The sequence below is a fragment of the Bradyrhizobium sp. SZCCT0148 genome (assembly GCF_018129985.1).
GTDB lineage: Bacteria > Pseudomonadota > Alphaproteobacteria > Rhizobiales > Xanthobacteraceae > Bradyrhizobium > Bradyrhizobium japonicum_H.
Genome location: NZ_JAFCKT010000001.1, coordinates 1,423,063 through 1,442,575, shown reverse-complemented (window position 1 = coordinate 1,442,575; position 19,513 = coordinate 1,423,063). Strand labels below are relative to the sequence as shown.

Below are 19,513 nucleotides of genomic sequence, written 5' to 3'. Positions count from 1 at the left end.
TTTAGCCGATTGTTCGAGCATGATCTGCTTCGGAAAACCGCTTCACACTTTGCGCTGGCGCGGCCCTTCGGGTCCGGATCATGCTTCTTCGGTTCGTATATTGGCCAATTCACGGGCCATGGCAACAAAGCCTGAGATGGGAATGGTCTCGGCCCGCCGCGTCGCATCGACGCCGGCCGCGTGCGCCAGCCGCGCCGGATCGACGCCCAATGACTTCAGGCTCTGGCGCAGCATCTTGCGGCGCTGGCCGAAGGCGGCGGCTGCGACCTGCTCGAGCAGCTTGCGATCGCAGGCAAGCGGCTCGGCGCGCGGCACCAGGCGCACGACGGAAGACGTGACTTTCGGCGGCGGCACGAAGGCGGACGGTGCGATGTCGAACAGGATTTTGGTCTCGCAGCGCCAATTGGCGAGCACGCCGAGCCGGCCATAGGCCTCCTCGTCGGCCTGCGCGACGATGCGCTCGCCGACCTCGCGCTGAAACATCAACACCATCATGTCGTACCAGGGCGGCCATGGCTCGGTGGTGAGCCAGCCGATCAGGAGCGGGGTCGCGATGTTGTAGGGCAGATTGGCGACGATCTTGGCGCGTTCGCCTGCGAGCAGCGGGCGGGGATCGAAGGTCATGGCATCGCCATTTACGATTTCGAGCCTGCCAGGGTAGCGCGCGGAAATATCCTGCAGGGCCGGGATCGCGCGCTCGTCATGCTCGATGGCGATGACGCGCCGGGCACCGAGCGCGAGCAGCGCACGTGTCAGCCCGCCCGGGCCCGGGCCGATCTCGACGATCGTCGCCTCGTCGAGGGGCGCGGCGGCGCGCGCGATGCGGGCGGTGAGATTGAGGTCGAGCAGAAAGTTCTGGCCGAGCGATTTGCGCGCCGACAACGCGTGCTGGCGAATGACCTCGCGGAGCGGCGGGAGGTCGTCGATCGCGCTCATCAGCTTTGCGAAGCCGCCATGCGGCTGGCCAGCCTCAAGGCCGCGATCAGGCTGGCCGGATTGGCCTTGCCGGTGCCGGCGATGTCGAAGGCGGTGCCGTGATCGGGCGAGGTGCGGATGAAGGGCAGGCCGAGAGTGACGTTGACGGCGTCATCGAAGGCGACGGTCTTGATCGGGATCAGCGCCTGGTCGTGATACATGCAGATTGCGCAGTCATAGGTGCTGCGCGCGGCCTCGTGGAACATGGTGTCGGCGGGCAGCGGGCCACGGGTCTCGATGCCCTCGCTGCGCAAGGTCTTGAGTGCGGGAGCGATGATGGTCTGCTCCTCGTGACCGAGCGAGCCGTCCTCGCCGGCATGCGGATTGAGGCCGGACACCGCGATGCGGGGCTGCGCGATGCCGAAGCGCGATGTCAGCTCGGCTGCGACGATGCGCACGGTCGAGACGATCAGCGCGCTGGTGAGCTCTGCCAGCGCATCGCGGATCGAGACGTGGATGGTCACGGGCACCACAGCGAGCCGCGGCGACCACAGCATCATCACCGGCTGCGGCACGCGGCCGTCGTCCGCGGCGAGCTCGGCGAGGAATTCGGTGTGGCCGGGATGGCGGAAGCCGGCGCGATAGAGCACGCTCTTGGCGATCGGGTTGGTGACGAGGGCGCCGGCGCGGCCTTCGCGCACGTCCATGACCGCCTGCCGGATCGAGGCGAGCGCGGCCGGCGCGCTCGATGCGTCGGGCTTGCCGGGCTCGGCGGTCGCGGGCTCGCCGGCGGCGACCACGGGGAGGGCATCGGAGAAGGCGGAAGCGGCTTCACCGGGGCTCACCGCCACGGTCCTGATATCGGCGCCCAGCGCCTTGGCGCGCCGCGCGATCAGTGCCTCGTCGCCCAGCAGATAGAAGGCCGGCAGGTTCAGTTCGCGGCGCCGGAGCCAGGCTGCGATCGTGATGTCGGGGCCGATGCCGGCGGGCTCTCCCAGGGTCAGGGCAAGGGGAAGCGGATTGGCTGCACGGTTGGCCATCAGCGATTGCGATATTCGATCATCGCCGCCTTGCGGAGCTCGTCGAGATAGGCCTTCTGGGTCTTCTCGTACTTCTCCTGATACATCTTCTCGCGGACCTCGCGCTTTTTCGGCGTGTCGATCATGGTCGGCTTGCGCGAGCACAGCACCACCATCTCGATGCCGTTCTTTGTCGTCTCGGGCGCGGTCAAATGGCCGATCGGCGTGTCGTCGAGCACCTTGCGCAGCGCCTCCGGCAACTCCGCGGTGGTCTTGGTGACGCTGTCGCGGATGGTGGCGTTCGGCGTCGAACGGAACAGCGAGTTGGCTTCCTCGCAGCTTCCGACGCGGGCACGATAGTTCTCGGCTTCCTTCTTGCGCGTCTCCAGGAACCCCGCGGACGAGCCGCGCGGCACGATCAGCACGATCGGCTGCATCTTGTATTCGGTGCCCTCGATCTGGAGCTTGTCGCCGGTCTGGGCCTGCACGGCCTGCGCGACGTCGCGCTCGCCGACGAGCAGCTTCTCCTTGAAGCGGCCGCGCACCAGGCTGGTCCAGACCATCTCGGCCTTCATGCGGCCCTTCAGCGTTTCGGGGCGGACACCCTTGGTTTCGAGCGACTTGGTGAGCTGGTCCGGCGTGATGCGCATGCGCTGCGCCATGCCGTCGTAGGACTGGTTGATATCGGAGATACCAGGATCGACGCCGTACTTCTTGCCCTCCTTCATCTTCACCTTGTCGTCGATCAGCTCGTTGATGACCTCCTGACGGGACGGGGTCTTCTGCGTCGTCAGCTGGTCGAGCTTGGAGCGCTGGTCGATGTCGAAATCGGTGATCGGGTCGCCGTTGACCATCACGACGATGTTCTGCGCGCGCGACGGCGAGGGCAGGCCGGTCAGGATCAGTCCGGCAGCGATGGCGAGGAGGAGGCGGAAGATAGGCAATGGGGTCGTCATGATTGTCGCTCGCATGTCAGCCGCGTCGAGCCTGTGATGGGGCAACGCGCCGGCACTTCAAACCGTTCACTGGAGGCCGGCGGAACTGCTGGTCGTCGACGAGGTCGCCAGCGTGCGCAGGCCGATCTGGAACATGAACGCATGGCTCAGCACGGGCGGCGCCGTGCCCGCCGAATAGCTATACGAAGTTACGTAGTTCGCCGCCAGCACGAAGCAATCGTCGACATAGCCGGCACCGAGCACATACTGGTTGATCTTGTTGGCCTCGAGGTCCCATCGCGCCGAGCCCGACACCACCCAGTTGGTCGCCACCTTCAGCGAGCCCGAAGTCAGGATGCCCTCGCGGCGGGTCAGATAGCCGAGTTCCGGCTGAGGCGCGTAATTGCCGTACATCACGCTGACCGCCCAGCGATTGAAGTTGGCGCGGCCTTCCGCCTCGAAGCGCTGCACGTTCCAGGTCTGCTCGTCCATGCGGGAGCGGACGCTGAAGGTGTAGGTGCTGTTGGGCGAATAACTGGCGCTCGCGACATAATCGGAGCGCGGCTTGTCCAGGCCGGAATCGAGGCCGGTATTGATGGAGTCCTGCACCGCGAAGGAGTTCAGGCCGAACAGCTGGTAGGACTGGCCGAACAGCACCTTGACGGCGCCACCCTTGTCGAACTGCGTGGTGGACTGCACGCCGACATTGGCGCGGCCGCCGCCCTCGACGCGGTCGTAGCCGGAGAACTTGTCGACGCTGAACAGGTTCGATGCGTCGTACACCATGCTCTGGGCGTCCTCGTTCGGGAGCTTGCCGGCATAGGTTTCGTTCGGCCGGATGATGATCTGCGCGATCGGCTCGACGGTGGTCGACCCCCAGGGCTGAATGTTGATGAAGGGATAGCGGTATTCCAGGCCCACGGTCGGCATCAGGCGGAACGCCTGGGTGTCGCCGACGGGAAGATAGTTCGACACGCCCGGCTGGTTGGAGACCGAGGAGTTGATCGCGTCGGCGCGCAGGCTGGCGAACGGCGTCCAGATCTGGCCGAGCGGATCGGTGAAGGATTTGCGCCACTGCGCTTCGGCCGTGAGGCGGGTATAGGTGCCGGGGAAGCCGCGCAGCAGGCACTGCGACGGTGTGCGGGCCAGCGGATCGGCCGACGCCGTCGTGCACAGGCTGCTGGTGTTCGCCACCGTGGTGATCGGATCGAACACCGCCTGGTCGCGCGACATGTTCACGAAATTGGTCTTGTAGCTGAACTCGCCGCCGAAGACCGGATAGTTGAGCACGTTGGAATAGTCGATCACCGGATAGACGATCGGCACCTGGCTCTGGTTACCCGAATAGCTCAGCCAGTACATCGTGCGCGCGTCGAAGAAGCTACGGTTGCCGACGCCGGTCAGATAGAGCTGCGACAGCGCTTCCGTCGGCAGCAGCAGGAACGAGCCGAGCGGGTCGCGGTACTGGTAGAGCCGGTAGTCCGAGAAGAAATAGTAGTCGGACATCAGGACGCCGTCCCAACCCCAGACCCATTTGTCGTTCAGCGCGAACTGACCCTTGGTATCGACGGCGCCGCGGAACTGCTTGTCGCCGGGCTGCCCGGAAAACGCGCCGGGATCGAGCTGGTCGATGCCGTAGGCGCGTATCTGGTAGGCGCCGTCGATCAGGCGCTGGCGGAATTCTCCCTGAAACAGCACGCCCTGCCGCGACATGAAGCGGGGCGTGAAGGTCGCGTCCATGTCGGGCGCGATCGCCCAATAATACGGAACCTCGGCGCCAAACCCCGTGTTCGTCGTGCCCGGGAAATAGCCCGGCATCAGGAAGCCGCTCTTGCGCTTCACGGTCGGGTCGGGCGTCGAGAAATAGGGCATGTAGGCGATCGGCACGCCGAAGAATTCGAGCGACGCCGTTTCGAAATACAGCATCTTCTCCTGCTGGTCGTGGATGATGCGCGCACCCTTGACCTGCCACAGCGGCGGCTTCTTCGGATCGTCCTTGCACGGCGCGCAGGCCGTGTAGACGCCGTTCTCGAACACGGTGTAATTGCCGTCGGAGCGGTCGGAGCGGCTCGCGGCCATGCGGGTCTGGTCGGCGGTGTCCACGCGCAGCGAATCGACGAAACCGTCGCGGTAATCGTCGGACAGATCCAGGATCTCGGCATAGGTGATCTTGCCGTCGGCATCCGTCATGCGGATGTTGCCTTCGGCATGCAGCCGCTTGGTCTTCTGGTCGTAGATGACCTTGTCGGCCTCGACGCTGGTGCCGTTGTAGAACAGCTGGACGTTACCGACCGCGGAGACGCGCGAATTGTTATAGTCGTAGTCGACCTCGGTCGCCTGAACCAGCATCTGGTTGTCGTTGGCGGCCTTCGGCGGCTTCGGGCGGGGCGGCAGCGGATTGTAGGTGAAGCTCTGGGCCGAAGCGGGGGCCACGGCGGCAACATCGATCAGCGCGCCGAGCGATGCCACGGCGGCGCCAGCCAGCACGAGTCTGCGAAGAGCCAAGCCGAACCCGTTCGCGCGCATAACGATGCGGCGCGTCAAACCAGACACGGGTCCTCGACGGACGGCAGTCACTAACCGTCCTCCTGGTACAACAAGGCCAAAAAGCCGGTGAGGCCGCCCACCACCGCGGGCAACCACGCCGCAGCGATCGGATGCATCAACTCAGCCTTGCTCAAGTCTTCAGTCACTTTCGACAGAACGTAGAGCAGAAAGCCTGCGCCCACGCCACTCAAAACCATCTTCTGCACGCCGCCCATCCGGAAGAAGCGCAACGACACCGAGGCCGCGAGCATCACCATGGCGGCCAGCAAAAACGGCTGTGCCAGAAGCTTCTGATACTGGAGTCGGTATCCTGCTGTCGCGAAGCCCGAGCTCTCGGAGGAGCGGATGTAGCTCGGTAGTTGCCAAAAGGACACAGTCTCGGGGGTGGAAAAACTGTTGCGGACCTGGGCCTCGGTCAGCGTCGTCGGAATCTCCAGGGTGGCCTGGTCGATCGGCGGGGAGTCCAACGAGAATCGGCGAACGGATTTGAACAGCCAGTGACCCGCCTCCAATGTCGCCTCGCGCGCCTCGACCCGCTCCTTGAAATGGCTGTCTGTGTCAAAGCGGAACAGCGTCAGGCCGGTGAGTCGGACGCCCTGCTGCTCACTGCGCGCGGCGTTGATGATGGTCTGGCCGTCGCTGGTCAGCTGATTGAGCCAGAACCCGGAGGCGTCCTGAACGCCGCCGCCGGGGGCCGAGCCGAACAGCTCGGCTTCCATGCGCTTGGAGAGCTCGCGCAGGTTTGCCGACATCGGATTGTAGGCGATCGTCGCGATCACCCCGATCAGGAGCGCACTGCCGAGCGCCGGGGAAATGAACTGCCAAGCCGAGATGCCGGCGGCGCGTGCAACCACGAGCTCGAGGCGGCGGGAGAGGGCAAGATAGCAGGTCATGGCGCCGATCAGCATGCAGAACGGCGTCAGCTTCTCCAGCAGCTGCGGCACTCGGAACAGAGAGGTCTCGGCCACCATCAGCGCCGAGGCGGACGCCAGCCCCGAGGTCTTGCGCACCATCTCGATGTAGTCGACCAGCACGAGCAGCAGGAAAATGCCCAGGAATACGCCGAGCGCCGCGACCACGAAGCGGCCGGCGAAGTAGCGTCCGAGTGTGTTGGTGAGCATGCTCATGCGGTGGCCGGCCGTCCGAATAGCCGCGCAATGCGTGCATTCGACCTGTTGATGGCTTCCATGAGGCCAGGGGGCGGCTCGACCACGACGCCGCCGATGATCATCCACAACCCGACGCCGATGGCGCCAAAGACCATTGCGTATTGGACCAGCACCGGGCTCGATGACTTCACCGCCATCACCGAGCATGCAAAGCCGGCCATGCGCAGGCCGAACACCGCGACGACCGAACCGCCGATCGAGAAATTGCGGCTCTGGCGAGTGGTGCGGGGCGCACCGAGGAAGGCGAAGGTCAGCACGGCGAACGCGAAGGGATAGATCGGCGCGAGCAGGCTGTCATGCAGGGCCGAGCGGAACTGGCCGGGAATCTGCTTGTAGACGGGGTCGTTGTCGGACGGCGAAAGCAGCTCCCAGAGATAGCGCTCGCGGATGCCGAGGGTGACGTCGCGGCCCTGGTTGGAGAACTTCGACATGTCGAAGCCGTAGCGGCCGAAGGCCACCAGCGCGGGATCGCGCTTGCCCGCCTCGAAGCGCTGGAGATTGCCGGTCTCCAGCACCAGGAACGAGCCGGTCTCGTTCTTCACGACCTCGCCGTGCTCGGCGACAATCGAGACGCGCTCATGGGGATCGCGGCGGTCGTCGATGAAGATGCCGGCAAGGATGCCGCCGGGCTGGCGTTCGCGAATCCGGATCGTGAGATTCTGGTCGAGCTGGGCGAAGCGGCCGGGCTGCAGGATGTTGGTGAGCACGTCCGCGGTGATCTCGGCATCCCACTGCTTGATCCGCCGCATGCCGTCGGGGGCGAGATAGGCCGCGATGAAGCCCACCAGCAGCGCCACCACGCAGGTGGCGTAGAAGAACGGAAGGAACAGCCGGATCGGCGACAGGCCGGCGGCATTCATCACGATGATCTCGGAATCGGTCGCGAGCTTGTTCAGCGTGTGCGAGATCGCGATCATCAGCGCGATCGGCGAAATGATCAGGACGAGCGCCGGCACGACGAGGCTGGTGATACCGAGGAAGGTGAGGATGGTCTGACCCTGGCTCGTCATCAGGTCGATGCCGCGCAACGCCTGCGTAATCCAGATCACGCCGGTAAGGCTGACCAGGATCAGCGCAAACGACGCCAGCGTCGTGCGGAAGATATACCTGTCGATCGACCCCATGCGCTACCGCACGAACCCCACCAAGTCCCCAATGTCGGCCGAAATTCCGCTGCCCAACCAATCCCCGATCAGGGGATCCCCAAGGTTGGCCAGCGCCTCTTCCGCCAGCTCAGTCTCTCACTACCATCCCTTTGATCCGTCAACAAAATGGCTGCCCCGTGGCACCCTCAATATATGGTTAATATTTCCCTCGTTGTGACCTTGCGGCCACGGGGGTGCTTGGCATCTGCCGGGGCGGTGGCCCATAGTGCACATGGCTCAGTGAATCGTCGTTCAGGTCTGGCCTTGGCCAGGGGCCCTGAACCGCAAAAAGACCAAGCTTTTTAAAGGAGTTACCCATGTCCGATGCCATCAAGGTCGGCTTCGTCCCACTGTCTTCTGCCGCCCGTGGCATCCTGGTCGTGTTCTGCGACGACAGTCTGAAGGTCGGTCCGGCGACGGCCAAGGCGCTGGGCGGCGCTGTCGAACTTGTGAAGCGCGCGGCCGCCGCTGCCGCCTTCAAGGGCAAGACCGGGGCTGCGCTGGACATCCTGGCGCCGGAAGGGGTGAAGGCCACCCGCCTGTTGGTGATCGGCGCCGGCAAGGGGGCGGGGCTGAAGGCGAACGATTTCCTCAAATTCGGCGGGGTCGCAGCGGGCAAGCTTGCCGCGGGAGCGGCCGCCATGACCATCATGGCGGAACTCCCCAATGGTGCGATGACGAGCGAGCAGGCGGTTGCGATCGCCTCGGGCCTGCGCCTGCGCGCCTACAAGTTCGACCGCTACAAGACCAAGAAGAAAGACGGCGAGGAGGGCGGTTCGCGCGCCGACATCTCGCTTGCGGTCGGCGATGCCGCCGCCGCGAAGAAGGCGTTCGCCTCGGCCGGCCATGTCGTCGACGGCGTGATTATCGCGCGCGACCTCGTCAACGAGCCGCCGAACGTGCTCTTCCCCGAGGAATTTGCGCGCCGCGCCAGTCAACTCCGCAAGCTCGGCGTCAAGGTCGAGGTGCTCGACGTCAAGGCGATGCAGAAGCTCGGCATGGGCGCGCTGCTCGGCGTCGGCCAGGGCTCGGCGCGGCCGAGCCGCACCGTGATCATGCGTTGGGACGGCGGCAAGAAGGGCGAGGCGCCGGTGAGCTTCATCGGCAAGGGCGTCTGCTTCGACACCGGCGGCATTTCGATCAAGCCGGCCGGCAGCATGGAAGACATGAAGGGGGATATGGGGGGCGCGGCCTGCGTCGTCGGCCTGATGCACGCACTCGCCGCCCGCAAGGCCAAGGCCAACGTGGTCGGCGCCATCGGCCTGGTCGAGAACATGCCCGACGGCAATGCTCAACGCCCCGGTGACATCGTCACCTCGATGTCGGGCCAGACCATCGAGATCATCAACACCGACGCGGAGGGCCGCCTCGTATTGGCCGACGTGCTCTGGTACGTCGCCAAAAAGGTGAAGCCGAAATTCATGGTGGACCTCGCGACGCTGACCGGTGCGATCGTGGTCGCGCTCGGCACCGAGCACGCCGGCATGTTCTCCAACAATGACGAACTCGCCGAACGCCTGCTGACGGCCGGCATCGAGACCGGGGACAAAGTTTGGCGCATGCCGCTTGGTCCCGAATACGACAAGCTGATCGATTCCCAGTTCGCCGACATGAAGAACACGGGCGGCCGCCATGGCGGCTCGATCACCGCGGCGCAGTTCCTGCAGCGCTTCGTCGACGGCACGCCTTGGGCCCATCTCGACATCGCCGGCACCGCCATGGGCGCGCCGAAGACCGACATCAACCAGAGTTGGGCAAGCGGCTATGGCGTCCGCCTGCTCGACCGCCTGGTCGCCGACCATTACGAGCGCAACTGATCCGAGATGACTGAAGTCCTGTTCTATCATTTGCAAAACATGACGGTGGAGAACGTGTTGCCGCCGCTTCTCGAGAAATCGCTCGAGCGCGGTTGGCGTGTCGTGGTGCAGTCGACCTCGGAGGAGCGCGCCGACGCGCTCGACGCACATTTGTGGACCTATCGCGACGATTCCTTCCTGCCTCACGCGACTTGGCGCGTGGACGATGCTGCCGATCAGCCGATCGTGCTGGCGATCGAGGAGGGCAACCCCAACGGTGCCCATGTTAGATTCCTGGTCGACAACGCAGCCCTGCCGCAGGACACGCAGGGCTATGAGCGCATGGTGCTTCTGTTCAACGGCGACGATCCGGATGCCCTTGCGCTCGCCCGCAATGCGTGGACGGATTGCAAGGCGCGGGGATTTGATGTCACTTATTGGCAAGCCGACGAGCGGGGCCGGTGGCAGCGTCGGAATTAGCGGTCGTTCGCAAATTAATGATAATTTTGACTTTTCGGGCGATGCTGGCTTTTGTCACCTTCGTGCCGCAAAGTGATGTTGGAACAAACGCTTAGGGCTGGTCCTTCACGCGGGGAATTTGGTTTATCGTGCGACATCAAAAGCTTCCCAGCTCGCTCATCATCGCGTTGGCTGCCGTCGGGCCTCTGGTTGCGGGCTGCTCCGGCGGGACCGACCTGCTCGCGTCCGCCAAGGACGCACAATGGTTCAACACGCCGAGCCGGCTGTTCATCAAGAACATCTCGATCGAGTCGCCGCCGCTGACCCCCGACAAGCCGGTCGGAGCTGAGGATCTCGTCAGCGCCGACGGCGCCTGTCCCGGCATGACGCCACCTCCCGGGCCGGCCGATGCCAATGCCTCGACGACGGCGCCGGCTCCGATGGGGGGCACCGTCGCGCTCGGCCACACCGAATGCGACGTGGTGCGCGGCATCGGCGCGCCGTCGAACGTCAATCTTTCAAATGATGGCGCCGGCCGTCGCGTTGCCGTCGTCACCTGGTCCACGGGGCCGCGCGCCGGCATCTACACCTTCACGGCGGGGCGCCTGTCGTCGATCGAGGGCAATCCCGATCCGCAGCCGGTGCCGAAGGCAGCCAAGCCGAAGAAGAAGCACGCGTAATGAAATGCCCGCGTCCCGGACGCGGCGCGGCATGAAACGACGCAACGCTGGGCCGGGACCCAGGCTTCAGCGTGCAAGCTGCGCCTGAGCCGGCGCACATGGGCTACCCTGCCGCCTCATCAAACTGCGTGCTGGCTTCCAACCATTGCTCCTCCGCACGCGCCAGCGCGTCTGCCGCGTTCGCGCGTGCCTTTGATAATTGCGCGGCCTGCTTGGGATCGCGGCTGAAGATATCGGGGAGGGCGAGAGCGGTGTCGATCTTGCTGATGATGTCGGTGACGCGCGCGATTTCGGCTTCGGCTTCGGTGATGCGCTTTTTCAGCGAGCCGCGATTGTCCGACTTCGGACGCTGCGGCCTTTCGCTTGCGACGCTGCGTTCGCGCGGGGCCGGCTCGCCGTTGCGCGTGGACAGCACCAGACGGCGGTACTCGTCGAGGTCGCCGTCGTAGTTCGTGACGGTGCGGTCGGCGACAATCCAGAGCTGGTCGGCACAAGCCTCGATCAGATAGCGGTCATGCGAGACCATGATCACGGCGCCGGGGAATTCATTGATGGCTTCGGCCAGCGCGGCACGGCTGTCGATATCGAGATGGTTGGTCGGCTCGTCCAGGATGATCATGTTAGGGCCGAAGAAGGTCGCAAGTCCCAGCAGCAGCCGCGCCTTCTCGCCGCCGGAGAGTTTTCCCACCTTGGTGTCGGCCGCCTTGCCGGAAAAGCCGATCGCACCGGCGCGGGCGCGGACCTTGGCCTCGGGCGCATCGCCGCCCATCAGCTTGCGGACGTGGTCGTAGGCAGAGCCGTCCTCATTCAACTCGTCGAGCTGATGCTGCGCGAAATAGGCGATCGACAGCTTGTCTGCGCGCGTCACCTTGCCGGAAAACGGCGCAAGGCGGCCTGCGAGCAGTTTGACGAGTGTCGACTTGCCGTTGCCGTTGGAGCCGAGCAGGGCGATGCGGTCGTCATTGTCGATGCGCAAGGTGACGCGATTGAGCACGGGGTTTGCGGGATCGTATCCGACCGAAGCGTTGTCGACCGCGATGATCGGCGGCGACAAAATCTTCTCCGGCGCCGGAAAGCTGATCTCGCGCACGTCCTGGGTGACCAGCGCCGTGATCGGCTTCAGCCGCTCCAGCATTTTGACGCGAGACTGGGCCTGGCGGGCTTTGGAGGCCTTGGCTTTGAAGCGGTCGACGAAGGCTTGCAGGCGGGCTCGCTCGGCCTCCTGACGCTTGACCGCCTTGGCATCGAGCATCTCGCGCATGGCGCGCTGCTCCTCGAAGGAGGAGTAGGTGCCCTTATAGAGCGTGAGCTTGCCGCGCTCCAGATGCAGGATCTGGTCGACCGAGCTTTCGAGCAGATCGCGGTCATGGCTGATCACGATCACCGTGCGCGGATAGTGCGCGAGATGATCCTCCAGCCACAGCGTGCCCTCGAGATCGAGATAGTTGGTGGGCTCGTCGAGCAGCAACAGGTCGGGGGCGGCAAACAACGTGGCGGCGAGCGCGACGCGCATGCGCCAGCCGCCGGAAAATTCGGCGCAGGGTCGAAGCTGGTCGGTGGCGGAGAAGCCGAGGCCGGACAGGATTGCAGCGGCACGGCTCGGCGCCGAATGTGCGTCGATGTCTACCAGCCGGGTCTGGATCTCGGCGATGCGGTGCGGATCGGTCGCCGTCTCGGCTTCGGCGAGCAAAGCATCCCTTTCGAGGTCCGCCTTGAGCACGACGGAGATCAGGCTCTCGGGTCCGTTCGGGGCCTCCTGAGCGAGGCTGCCGACACTCCAGCGCGGGGGCAGGCTTACCGCGCCGTGCTCGGCCGCAAGCTCGCCGCGGATCACCTTGAACAGCGTCGACTTGCCGGTGCCGTTGCGTCCGACCAGACCCACGCGCGATCCCGGCGTGATCTGCACGGAACTCTGGTCAATCAGAAGGCGTCCGGCGAGGCGGATGGAGAGGTCGGTAATCCCAAGCATGCGGCCTTGTCACCGCAAGGCGCGTCGAACGCAACCCGTTTTTCGCACCCGCTCAATGAGCGTCGCGGTCGCGCTGCCGTAGCTCATTCATGAGCTGCTCCAGATGGCTCGGAAGCTGGGATTCGGGACGCAGGCGCTGCTGGAGACGTTCGCCGACGGCATCGCGAATCGAGCGACTGGTGCGGCGGTCGATCTGCTCGCTGTCATTGGCAAAAGCGCCAGCCATAGCCTTGGTTCCGTGTGTTCATAGTCAGGATACGGTACCAAGTCATTGACCCCCAAAATAGTTTCGCCGCTTTCGGGCAATGCCGGCATTCTCGTCAAAATTGCATGATTCCAGGCATGTCCGCTCAAAATGCGAAGCCCCGGCGGGGGGATCGCCGGGGCTTCTCTTGGAAGGTACCTGTGGGGGCGCAGGTACCTGTCGGTCTTCAGGAAGGTGCTGTCGGGCTCAGTAGCAGCGGTTGACCATCCGCCAGCGGGGTCCCCAGGGGGTCGGGACCAGCCGGCGCACGTAGCAGCCTCCATAACCGTAGGAGACGGGGGCATAGAAGCGCGGTCCGCCCCAACGGTAGCCGCCGTGCCAGCCGCCACCGCCGTGCCAACCCGGGCCGCCGCCATGCCAGTGGGCCGAAGCCGAGGTCGGCGCCACCGCGGCACCCAGCGCAACCGCAGCGACAGCGGCAAGCGAAAGTTTCCTCAACATGGTGATCTCCTCAAAACTGCCGGCGCGGGGCTATCGCGTCCGATGGAAAGGCCTCCGAAACGGTCCGCCCGATGATCAGGCTTCGGTTTCGATGGGCCCAACCCTATGCCGGTGAGGCTGAACCGAATCCTGACGGCGCCTTCAGAATGGGTTCATCTGGGTGAAATTGTCGTAATCCACGTCGAAACCGCACCTCCGGTCCTGCGGCGAAGCGCCTGTGACGTCACCCCGGCGGTCGCTTGCCGGATGACAAAGGCGCCGATATAAGCCCGGCAACTCGCCAACCACCGCTATTCTTCCCAAGGACAAGATTATGGCCATCGAACGCACTTTCTCGATCATCAAGCCCGACGCGACCGCCCGTAACCTGACCGGCGCCGTCAACGCCGTGATCGAAAAGGCGGGCCTGCGCATCGTCGCGCAGAAGCGCATCCGCATGACCAAGGAACAGGCCGAGACCTTCTATGCCGTCCACAAGGCGCGGCCGTTCTTCGGTGAACTCGTCGAGTTCATGACCTCGGGCCCCGTGGTCGTCCAGGTGCTCGAAGGCGAGAACGCCGTTGCCAAATATCGCGACACGATGGGCGCGACCGACCCGGCCAAGGCCGCCGACGGCACCATCCGCAAGCTTTACGCCAAGTCGATCGGCGAGAATTCCGCGCACGGCTCGGATGCGCCGGAGACCGCCGCGATCGAGATCGCGCAGTTCTTCTCGGGCAACGAGATCGTCGGCTGATCCATCAGCCGTAATTCAAAGACCGGGCGAAAGGACTTATTGTGAACTGGCTTTGGCAGATCTTCGATCCCGCCACGATCGGGGCATTCTTCACCCAGTTTCGCACCGAGATGGCCGAACCGACCTTCTGGATTGCGGTTGGCAAGATCATCTGGATCAACATCCTCTTGTCCGGTGACAACGCGCTGGTGATCGCGCTCGCCTGCCGCGGCCTCTCGCCGCGACATCGCCTGTGGGGCATGATCTTCGGTGCCGGCGCCGCGGTGCTGCTGCGGATCATCTTTACCGGCATCGTCGCAACCCTGATGGAGTTGCCGTATCTCAAGCTGATCGGCGGTCTCGCGCTGATCGTGATCGCGGCCAAGCTGCTGGTTCCGGAAAACGAGGACGAAGACGACGTCGAGTCCGCCTCGCATCTGTGGCAGGCCGTGCAGATCGTCGTTGTCGCCGACATCGTCATGTCGCTCGACAACGTCATTGCGGTCGCCGCGGCCGCCAATGGCAGCGTGCCGCTGCTGATCCTCGGCCTTGCCATCAGCGTGCCGCTGATCGTGGCCGGTGCGGCGCTGATCATGGCGTTGCTCGAAAAGCTGCCGGTGCTGGTCTGGGCCGGTGCGGCGCTGCTCGGCTGGATCGCCGGCGAGGTGATGGCGACCGATCCGGGCGTTGCGCCCAGGCTGCACACGCTGTTCGAAGGACCGTTCGGCGCCTCGCTCGACAGCATGCTCGGTGCCCTGCGCATCCCGCCGCAGTTCGGCCATGGCGGTGCCGGCGGCGAATATTTCTGCGCGGCGCTCGGCGTCGTCGTCGTGCTGGTGGTCGGCAGCATCTGGCGCCGGCGCAAACTGAATTCTGCCGCACTGGCATCGTCCGAGCGGCACGCCCGGGCGTCGGCAGAGTAGGGCCGCTCAGTCGATCGTGCCGAGCTCCGTCACGGGGATCGTCCAGTACACCAGCTTGGTTCCGGCGAAGGCCAGCCGCAGCCGGTCGAGCAAGCGGCCGGCATCGCTGCTCGCCAGGACGACCTGCACGACAGCCTGATCGGCGTGGCCCTTCACGCGTTCGGCTGCGGTGTGCAAGCGGATCTCAGTGCCGTGACCGGCTCCGTGGGATGCCGTGAAGCCCGAAACCAGGTCGGTCTGCTCGGTGAGATAGTCGAACACCTCCTCGCGCAGGAGATGCGGCACGATCAGTGTGAGACAGACGGGATGCTCAGTCATGTCGTCACCTTCGGCGTCCCGCCATAGCGGCGATAGAGGATCGGGAGCAGAATCAGAGTGAGCAGGGTGGAGGACAGCAGTCCTCCGATCACGACGATGGCGAGCGGCCGCTGCACCTCTGATCCCGGGCCGGTGGCGAACAGCAGCGGGATCAAGCCCAGCGCCGTGATGCTCGCGGTCATCAGCACCGGCCGAAGCCTGCGCATGGCGCCCTCGACGACGATGCGATCTTCGGGAAGGCCGTGGGCGCGGAGCTGGTTGAAATAGGAGACCAGCACGACGCCGTTGAGCACGGCGATGCCGAGCAGCGCGATGAATCCGACCGAGGCCGGCACCGACAGATACTCCCCCGTCACGACGAGCGCGAACACGCCGCCGATCAGCGCGAAGGGAATGTTGACCAGCACCAGCAGCGCCTGGCGGATGGCCCCGAAGGTGGTGAACAGCAGCACGAAGATCAGGCCGACCGCAACGGGGACCACGACGGACAGACGTGCGGCGGCGCGCTGCTGATTCTCGAACTGTCCACCCCAGGTCAGCCGATAGCCGCTCGGCAGCGGCAGTTCGGTCGCCACCTTGTGTTGGGCGGCTTCGACGAAGCCGACCATATCGCGACCGCGGACGTTGGCGCGCACCACGCTCATGCGGGCGCCGTCCTCGCGGTCGATCTTCACCGGGCCGTCCACGCGCTGGATGCGGGCGACCTGCGACAGCGCGACATGCCGTCCCGACGCCAGCGTCAGCGGCAGGCTCGCCAGCAATGTCGGCGCTTCCCGCGTCGTCTCGCTGCCCCGGACCAGGATCGGCGTACGACGCCCTTCCTCGAGCGCGGTTCCGATGACCCGACCCTCGATCTGGGTCCGCAGCGAGGCGACGATCGAATCCACGGTCAGGCCAAGGCGGCCGGCCTCCATGCGATTGACCGCAACCGTGTAATATTGAGCGCCTTCGTTCAGCGTGGTGTAGACGTCCTCGGCACCGTCGATACCGGAGAGGATCGCCGACAGCTTCGCCGCGGTTTCGTTCAGCCTGGCGATGTCGGGGCCGAAGATCTTCACGGCGACGTCGCCGCGCACGCCGCTGATCATCTCCTGCACGCGCATGTCGATCGGCTGGGTGAAGCTGAGCGAGATGCCGGGAAAGCCGGTGAGGACCTCGCGAAGCTTCTGCAGCAGGGCCTCGCGGTCCTCCGTCTGCCTCTCGGCCGCCGGCTTGAGCACCAGGAACGTATCGGTCTGGTTGGGGCCCATGGGATCGAGGCCGAGCTCGTCCGACCCGGTCCGGGCGACGATGCCGGCAATATCAGGCACGGCCAGCAGCGCGGTCTGCAGCCTTGCGTTCATCGCAAGCGACTCGTCGAGATTGACCGAGGGCAGCGTCTCGACACTGACGATGACGTCGCCTTCGTCCATCGTCGGCATGAACGTCTTGCCGAGCTGGGTATAGGCGAAGCCTGCCGCGACGAGGCCGATCAGCGCCGCGACCATCACCTTGCGCTCGTTGTCGAGGGCCCAGCCCAATGCCGGTGCGTAGACCCGTTGCGCCGCACGCACCAGCAGGGGATCGCGATGCGAGGCGGATTTGAGCACGAAGGAAGTCGCCACCGGGATCACGGTGAGCGCGAGCAGCAGCGAGCCGGCCAGCGCGAAGATGATGGCGAGCGCCACCGGGATGAACAGCTTGCCCTCCAGCCCCTGCAGCGTCAGCAGCGGGACGAACACGATGATGATGATGAGCACGCCTGAGGCGACCGGCTCCAGGACTTCGCAGACCGAACGGTAAACCAGATGGATCAGCGGCGCGGTTTTGCCTGGTTCGTGCTTGGCGAGATTGCCGACGATGTTCTCGACCACGACGACCAGCGCGTCGATCAGCATGCCGATCGCGATCGCAAGTCCGCCGAGGCTCATCAAATTGGCCGACATGCCCACCAGGCGCATGATGATCAACGCAATCACGATGGCCAGCGGTAGGCTGAGCGCGATCACCAGCGAAGCGCGCCAGTTGCCAAGGAAGAGCAGCAGGAGAACGATGACGAGGACGGTGGCTTCGCCGAGGGCCCGCACCACGGTGCCGACGGCGCGGTTGACCAGGCGGCTGCGGTCGTAGAACACGTTGATCGACACGCTCTTCGGCAGCGAAGGCTGCAGCTCCGCGAGCCGGGCGCGCACGTCGCGGATGAGCTGACCAGCGTTGGCGCCGCGCAAGCCGAGTACCAGTCCCTCGACGGTTTCGCCGCGGCCGTCCGCCGTGACGGCGCCATAGCGCGTCAGCGTGCCGACTCTGACCCTCGCGACGTCGTTGACCAGGATCGGTACGCCCTCGCGGGTGTCGACGACGATGGCCTTGATGTCCTCGATCGAACGGATGCTGCCTTCGATCCGCACCAAAGCGCTGTCCTCGCCCTGGTTGACCCGTCCGGCGCCGTCGTTGCGGCTGTTGGCCTCGATGGCCCGGCGAAACACATCGTAGGAAATGCCGCGCGCCGCCAGCGCATCGTTGCGCGGCACGATCTCGAAGGCGCGCACATAGCCGCCGAGCGCATTGACGTCGGCAACGCCAGGGACCGTCCGCAGGGCAGGGCGGATCACCCAATCGAGCAGGGTGCGGCGCTCGGCGAGCGAGAGCTCGGGACTGTCGATCGTGAACATGAACATTTCGCCGAGCGGGCTGGTGATCGGCGCAAGCCCGCCGGTCACCCCTTCCGGGAAATCGCGCGAGATGTTCGACAGCCGCTCCGAGACCTGATTGCGCGCCCAGTAGATGTCGGTGCCGTCCTCGAAATCGACGGTGATGTCGGCCAGCGCATATTTCGAGGTCGAACGAAGCACCTTCTTGTTCGGCAATCCGAGCAGCTCGAGCTCGACGGGGACGGTAATGCGCTGCTCGACCTCTTCAGGGGTGAGGCCCGCCGCCTTCATGATGATCTTCACCTGGACCGGCGAGACGTCGGGAAAGGCGTCGATCGGCAGGCCGGGCAGCAGGACGCCGCCGGCGCCGATCACCAGCAGCACGCTCAGCAGAACGAACAGTCGCTGCGACAGCGCGAACGCGACCAGGCGCCGGAGCATTTACTGCCCCAGTCCCGAGAGCATACCGCGCAGCGCCGAGATGCCGCCGATTGCGATCGCGTCCCGCTCCGTGACGGCGCCCGATACGACGACATGGTCCTGGTCTTCCGCGAGCAGCTTGACCGGCACCAGACGGAAGCCGCCGTCGAAGGCGACGAACACCGATGTCTGCTCGCCCCGTCTGATCAGCCCGCTGTAAGGGATCTCGAAGGCGCTTTCGCCCGCCGAGAGAAACCCGATGCGGGCCGCGGTGGTCTGGCCGGGATGCAGCTCGCCGTCATTGGGGACTTCTGCGCGAACCAGAATGGTCTGGGTGGCAGCATCGATGGTCTCTGAGACCAGCACGACCTTGCCTGCAATGGAATAGCCCTCGATCTCGACTTTCGCGCCGGTGTGGATCGCGCGAATATTGGCGGCAGGGACCGCGATTTCGGCCCATAGCGGCGAGAGCCTCGCCAGCTTGACGAGCGGCGCGGATTGTTCAAGCCGTTGCCCTGGCGACACCGCGAGCTCGACCACCGATGCGGTTTGCGGCGCATGAACGGTGAGCGTCGCGCTGATCGCTGCTTGCTGGGCGAGGCGCGAGATTGCATCATCGGACATCCCGCTCAGATGCAGCATCTGGCGCCGTTCGGCGACGACGAGAGCGGCCTGGCGCGCTTCGGCCTGACTGGCCTCGAGCACGCGTTGCGGCACAGCCTTGCCCTCGAACAGATCGACGTTGCGCGCGAGTTGCTGGCTGACGAGATGCTCTTGCGCAATCGCGTGCAGATAGTCGCGTTGCTGGGACACAAAGCTCGGACTTTCCAGGGTGACCAGCGGCTGGCCGGCGGTAGCGCGGTCACCGCGCCCGACCAGGAGATTGGCGACCATGCCCGCCACCGGCGCGCTGACGACCCACAATTGCTGCGTCGGGATCACGAGCTGGACAGGATAAGGCAGCGTCAGATCGGTGCGGCTGGGGATCGGATGCGTGACGCGGACGCCGAGGTTGCGCGCCTGCGCGTCGCTCAGCTTCACTTCGTCCTGCGCCGTCGACAGGGAAGCCGGCAGGCCGAATGCGAGCGCAAGGAAAGCCACGCCCGCCGCTTTCCGGGCGCGGACCGAAAGGCGAATCCCGTGATACAGCTGCATGGCAAATGGGGG

The 19,513-nt window shown here is 65.2% G+C and carries 17 protein-coding genes; 5 read left to right on the top strand and 12 right to left on the bottom strand.

All coding sequences use genetic code 11. The features are described 5' to 3' along the window. Positions 1 to 78: 78 nt before the first annotated feature. From rsmA to lptF, 6 genes are all read right to left on the bottom strand, one after another. A complete protein-coding gene (gene rsmA / locus JQ580_RS06985) occupies positions 79 to 936 on the bottom strand; it encodes a 16S rRNA (adenine(1518)-N(6)/adenine(1519)-N(6))-dimethyltransferase RsmA (protein ID WP_212278918.1) in 858 nt (285 codons plus the stop codon). Continuing rightward, a complete protein-coding gene (pdxA, locus tag JQ580_RS06980; RefSeq protein ID WP_212278917.1) occupies positions 936 to 1,955 on the bottom strand; it encodes a 4-hydroxythreonine-4-phosphate dehydrogenase PdxA in 1,020 nt (339 codons plus the stop codon). The genes rsmA and pdxA overlap by 1 nt, the downstream gene beginning before the upstream one ends. Beyond that, positions 1,955 to 2,890, bottom strand: coding sequence for a SurA N-terminal domain-containing protein (locus tag JQ580_RS06975; RefSeq protein WP_212278916.1), 936 nt, complete (start codon positions 2,888 to 2,890; stop codon positions 1,955 to 1,957). The genes pdxA and JQ580_RS06975 overlap by 1 nt, the downstream gene beginning before the upstream one ends. A gap of 66 nt (positions 2,891 to 2,956) precedes the next feature. After that, the gene (locus JQ580_RS06970) at positions 2,957 to 5,446 is read right to left on the bottom strand and encodes an LPS-assembly protein LptD (RefSeq protein WP_212278915.1); all 2,490 of its coding nucleotides are present in this window, start codon (positions 5,444 to 5,446) and stop codon (positions 2,957 to 2,959) included. Next, positions 5,446 to 6,543 (bottom strand): LPS export ABC transporter permease LptG, encoded by a 1,098-nt coding sequence (gene lptG, locus JQ580_RS06965; protein WP_212279246.1) that lies wholly within the window; start codon positions 6,541 to 6,543, stop codon positions 5,446 to 5,448. Before lptG ends, JQ580_RS06970 begins: the two co-directional genes overlap by 1 nt. Next, positions 6,540 to 7,709 (bottom strand): LPS export ABC transporter permease LptF, encoded by a 1,170-nt coding sequence (gene lptF / locus JQ580_RS06960; RefSeq protein WP_212278914.1) that lies wholly within the window; start codon positions 7,707 to 7,709, stop codon positions 6,540 to 6,542. The genes lptG and lptF overlap by 4 nt, the downstream gene beginning before the upstream one ends. Positions 7,710 to 8,047: 338 nt before the next feature. Between lptF and JQ580_RS06955 the strand changes: the two genes are divergently transcribed. From JQ580_RS06955 to JQ580_RS06945, 3 genes are all read left to right on the top strand, one after another. Then, positions 8,048 to 9,547, top strand: coding sequence for a leucyl aminopeptidase (locus tag JQ580_RS06955; protein ID WP_212278913.1), 1,500 nt, complete (start codon positions 8,048 to 8,050; stop codon positions 9,545 to 9,547). 6 nt (positions 9,548 to 9,553) lie between these two features. Beyond that, the gene (locus JQ580_RS06950) at positions 9,554 to 10,006 is read left to right on the top strand and encodes a DNA polymerase III subunit chi (RefSeq protein WP_212278912.1); all 453 of its coding nucleotides are present in this window, start codon (positions 9,554 to 9,556) and stop codon (positions 10,004 to 10,006) included. A 167-nt stretch (positions 10,007 to 10,173) separates the two neighbouring features. After that, the gene (locus JQ580_RS06945) at positions 10,174 to 10,665 is read left to right on the top strand and encodes a hypothetical protein (protein WP_212279244.1); all 492 of its coding nucleotides are present in this window, start codon (positions 10,174 to 10,176) and stop codon (positions 10,663 to 10,665) included. Positions 10,666 to 10,768: 103 nt separating this feature from the next. Here the strand turns inward: JQ580_RS06945 and JQ580_RS06940 are convergent, their stop codons facing one another. From JQ580_RS06940 to JQ580_RS06930, 3 genes are all read right to left on the bottom strand, one after another. Beyond that, positions 10,769 to 12,634 carry an ABC-F family ATP-binding cassette domain-containing protein gene (locus tag JQ580_RS06940; protein WP_212278911.1) on the bottom strand — a complete coding sequence of 622 codons (1,866 nt, stop codon included), beginning with the start codon at positions 12,632 to 12,634 and terminating at the stop codon, positions 10,769 to 10,771. A 52-nt stretch (positions 12,635 to 12,686) separates the two neighbouring features. Continuing rightward, entirely contained in the window at positions 12,687 to 12,860 is a 174-nt protein-coding gene (locus JQ580_RS06935; RefSeq protein WP_212278910.1) for a hypothetical protein, read from the bottom strand. 225 nt (positions 12,861 to 13,085) lie between these two features. Next, the gene (locus JQ580_RS06930) at positions 13,086 to 13,340 is read right to left on the bottom strand and encodes a sulfur globule protein precursor (RefSeq protein WP_212278909.1); all 255 of its coding nucleotides are present in this window, start codon (positions 13,338 to 13,340) and stop codon (positions 13,086 to 13,088) included. 313 nt (positions 13,341 to 13,653) lie between these two features. Between JQ580_RS06930 and ndk the strand changes: the two genes are divergently transcribed. Together ndk and JQ580_RS06920 are read left to right on the top strand one after the other, a co-directional pair. Continuing rightward, on the top strand, positions 13,654 to 14,076 hold the full coding sequence (gene ndk, locus JQ580_RS06925) for a nucleoside-diphosphate kinase (RefSeq protein ID WP_212278908.1): 423 nt from the start codon (positions 13,654 to 13,656) through the stop codon (positions 14,074 to 14,076). 41 nt (positions 14,077 to 14,117) lie between these two features. Next, the gene (locus JQ580_RS06920; RefSeq protein ID WP_212278907.1) at positions 14,118 to 14,978 is read left to right on the top strand and encodes a TerC family protein; all 861 of its coding nucleotides are present in this window, start codon (positions 14,118 to 14,120) and stop codon (positions 14,976 to 14,978) included. Between the two features lie 6 nt (positions 14,979 to 14,984). On the opposite strand, the gene JQ580_RS06915 is transcribed toward JQ580_RS06920, so the two are convergent. The 3 genes from JQ580_RS06915 to JQ580_RS06905 are packed head-to-tail and all read right to left on the bottom strand — an operon-like array spanning position 14,985 to position 19,501. Beyond that, positions 14,985 to 15,296: a DUF3240 family protein gene (locus tag JQ580_RS06915; protein ID WP_212278906.1), complete on the bottom strand. Its 312-nt coding sequence runs from the start codon at positions 15,294 to 15,296 to the stop codon at positions 14,985 to 14,987. Then, complete coding sequence (locus JQ580_RS06910; RefSeq protein WP_212278905.1) at positions 15,293 to 18,367, bottom strand: efflux RND transporter permease subunit; 3,075 nt, start codon at positions 18,365 to 18,367, stop codon at positions 15,293 to 15,295. The genes JQ580_RS06915 and JQ580_RS06910 overlap by 4 nt, the downstream gene beginning before the upstream one ends. After that, positions 18,368 to 19,501 carry an efflux RND transporter periplasmic adaptor subunit gene (locus JQ580_RS06905; RefSeq protein ID WP_249133950.1) on the bottom strand — a complete coding sequence of 378 codons (1,134 nt, stop codon included), beginning with the start codon at positions 19,499 to 19,501 and terminating at the stop codon, positions 18,368 to 18,370. It lies immediately after the preceding gene. Positions 19,502 to 19,513 lie beyond the last annotated feature (12 nt).

What these genes read in the sequence shown, in the direction of transcription:
- rsmA (WP_212278918.1), bottom strand. Translation starts at nt 936, where the DNA reads ATGAGCGCGATCGACGACCTCCCGCCGCTCCGCGAGGTCATTCGCCAG.
- pdxA (WP_212278917.1), bottom strand. Translation starts at nt 1,955, where the DNA reads ATGGCCAACCGTGCAGCCAATCCGCTTCCCCTTGCCCTGACCCTGGGA.
- JQ580_RS06975 (WP_212278916.1), bottom strand. Translation starts at nt 2,890, where the DNA reads ATGACGACCCCATTGCCTATCTTCCGCCTCCTCCTCGCCATCGCTGCC.
- lptG (WP_212279246.1), bottom strand. Translation starts at nt 6,543, where the DNA reads ATGAGCATGCTCACCAACACACTCGGACGCTACTTCGCCGGCCGCTTC.
- lptF (WP_212278914.1), bottom strand. Translation starts at nt 7,709, where the DNA reads ATGGGGTCGATCGACAGGTATATCTTCCGCACGACGCTGGCGTCGTTT.
- JQ580_RS06955 (WP_212278913.1), top strand. Translation starts at nt 8,048, where the DNA reads ATGTCCGATGCCATCAAGGTCGGCTTCGTCCCACTGTCTTCTGCCGCC.
- JQ580_RS06950 (WP_212278912.1), top strand. Translation starts at nt 9,554, where the DNA reads ATGACTGAAGTCCTGTTCTATCATTTGCAAAACATGACGGTGGAGAAC.
- JQ580_RS06940 (WP_212278911.1), bottom strand. Translation starts at nt 12,634, where the DNA reads ATGCTTGGGATTACCGACCTCTCCATCCGCCTCGCCGGACGCCTTCTG.
- JQ580_RS06935 (WP_212278910.1), bottom strand. Translation starts at nt 12,860, where the DNA reads ATGGCTGGCGCTTTTGCCAATGACAGCGAGCAGATCGACCGCCGCACC.
- JQ580_RS06930 (WP_212278909.1), bottom strand. Translation starts at nt 13,340, where the DNA reads ATGTTGAGGAAACTTTCGCTTGCCGCTGTCGCTGCGGTTGCGCTGGGT.
- ndk (WP_212278908.1), top strand. Translation starts at nt 13,654, where the DNA reads ATGGCCATCGAACGCACTTTCTCGATCATCAAGCCCGACGCGACCGCC.
- JQ580_RS06915 (WP_212278906.1), bottom strand. Translation starts at nt 15,296, where the DNA reads ATGACTGAGCATCCCGTCTGTCTCACACTGATCGTGCCGCATCTCCTG.
- JQ580_RS06910 (WP_212278905.1), bottom strand. Translation starts at nt 18,367, where the DNA reads ATGCTCCGGCGCCTGGTCGCGTTCGCGCTGTCGCAGCGACTGTTCGTT.
- JQ580_RS06905 (WP_249133950.1), bottom strand. Translation starts at nt 19,501, where the DNA reads ATGCAGCTGTATCACGGGATTCGCCTTTCGGTCCGCGCCCGGAAAGCG.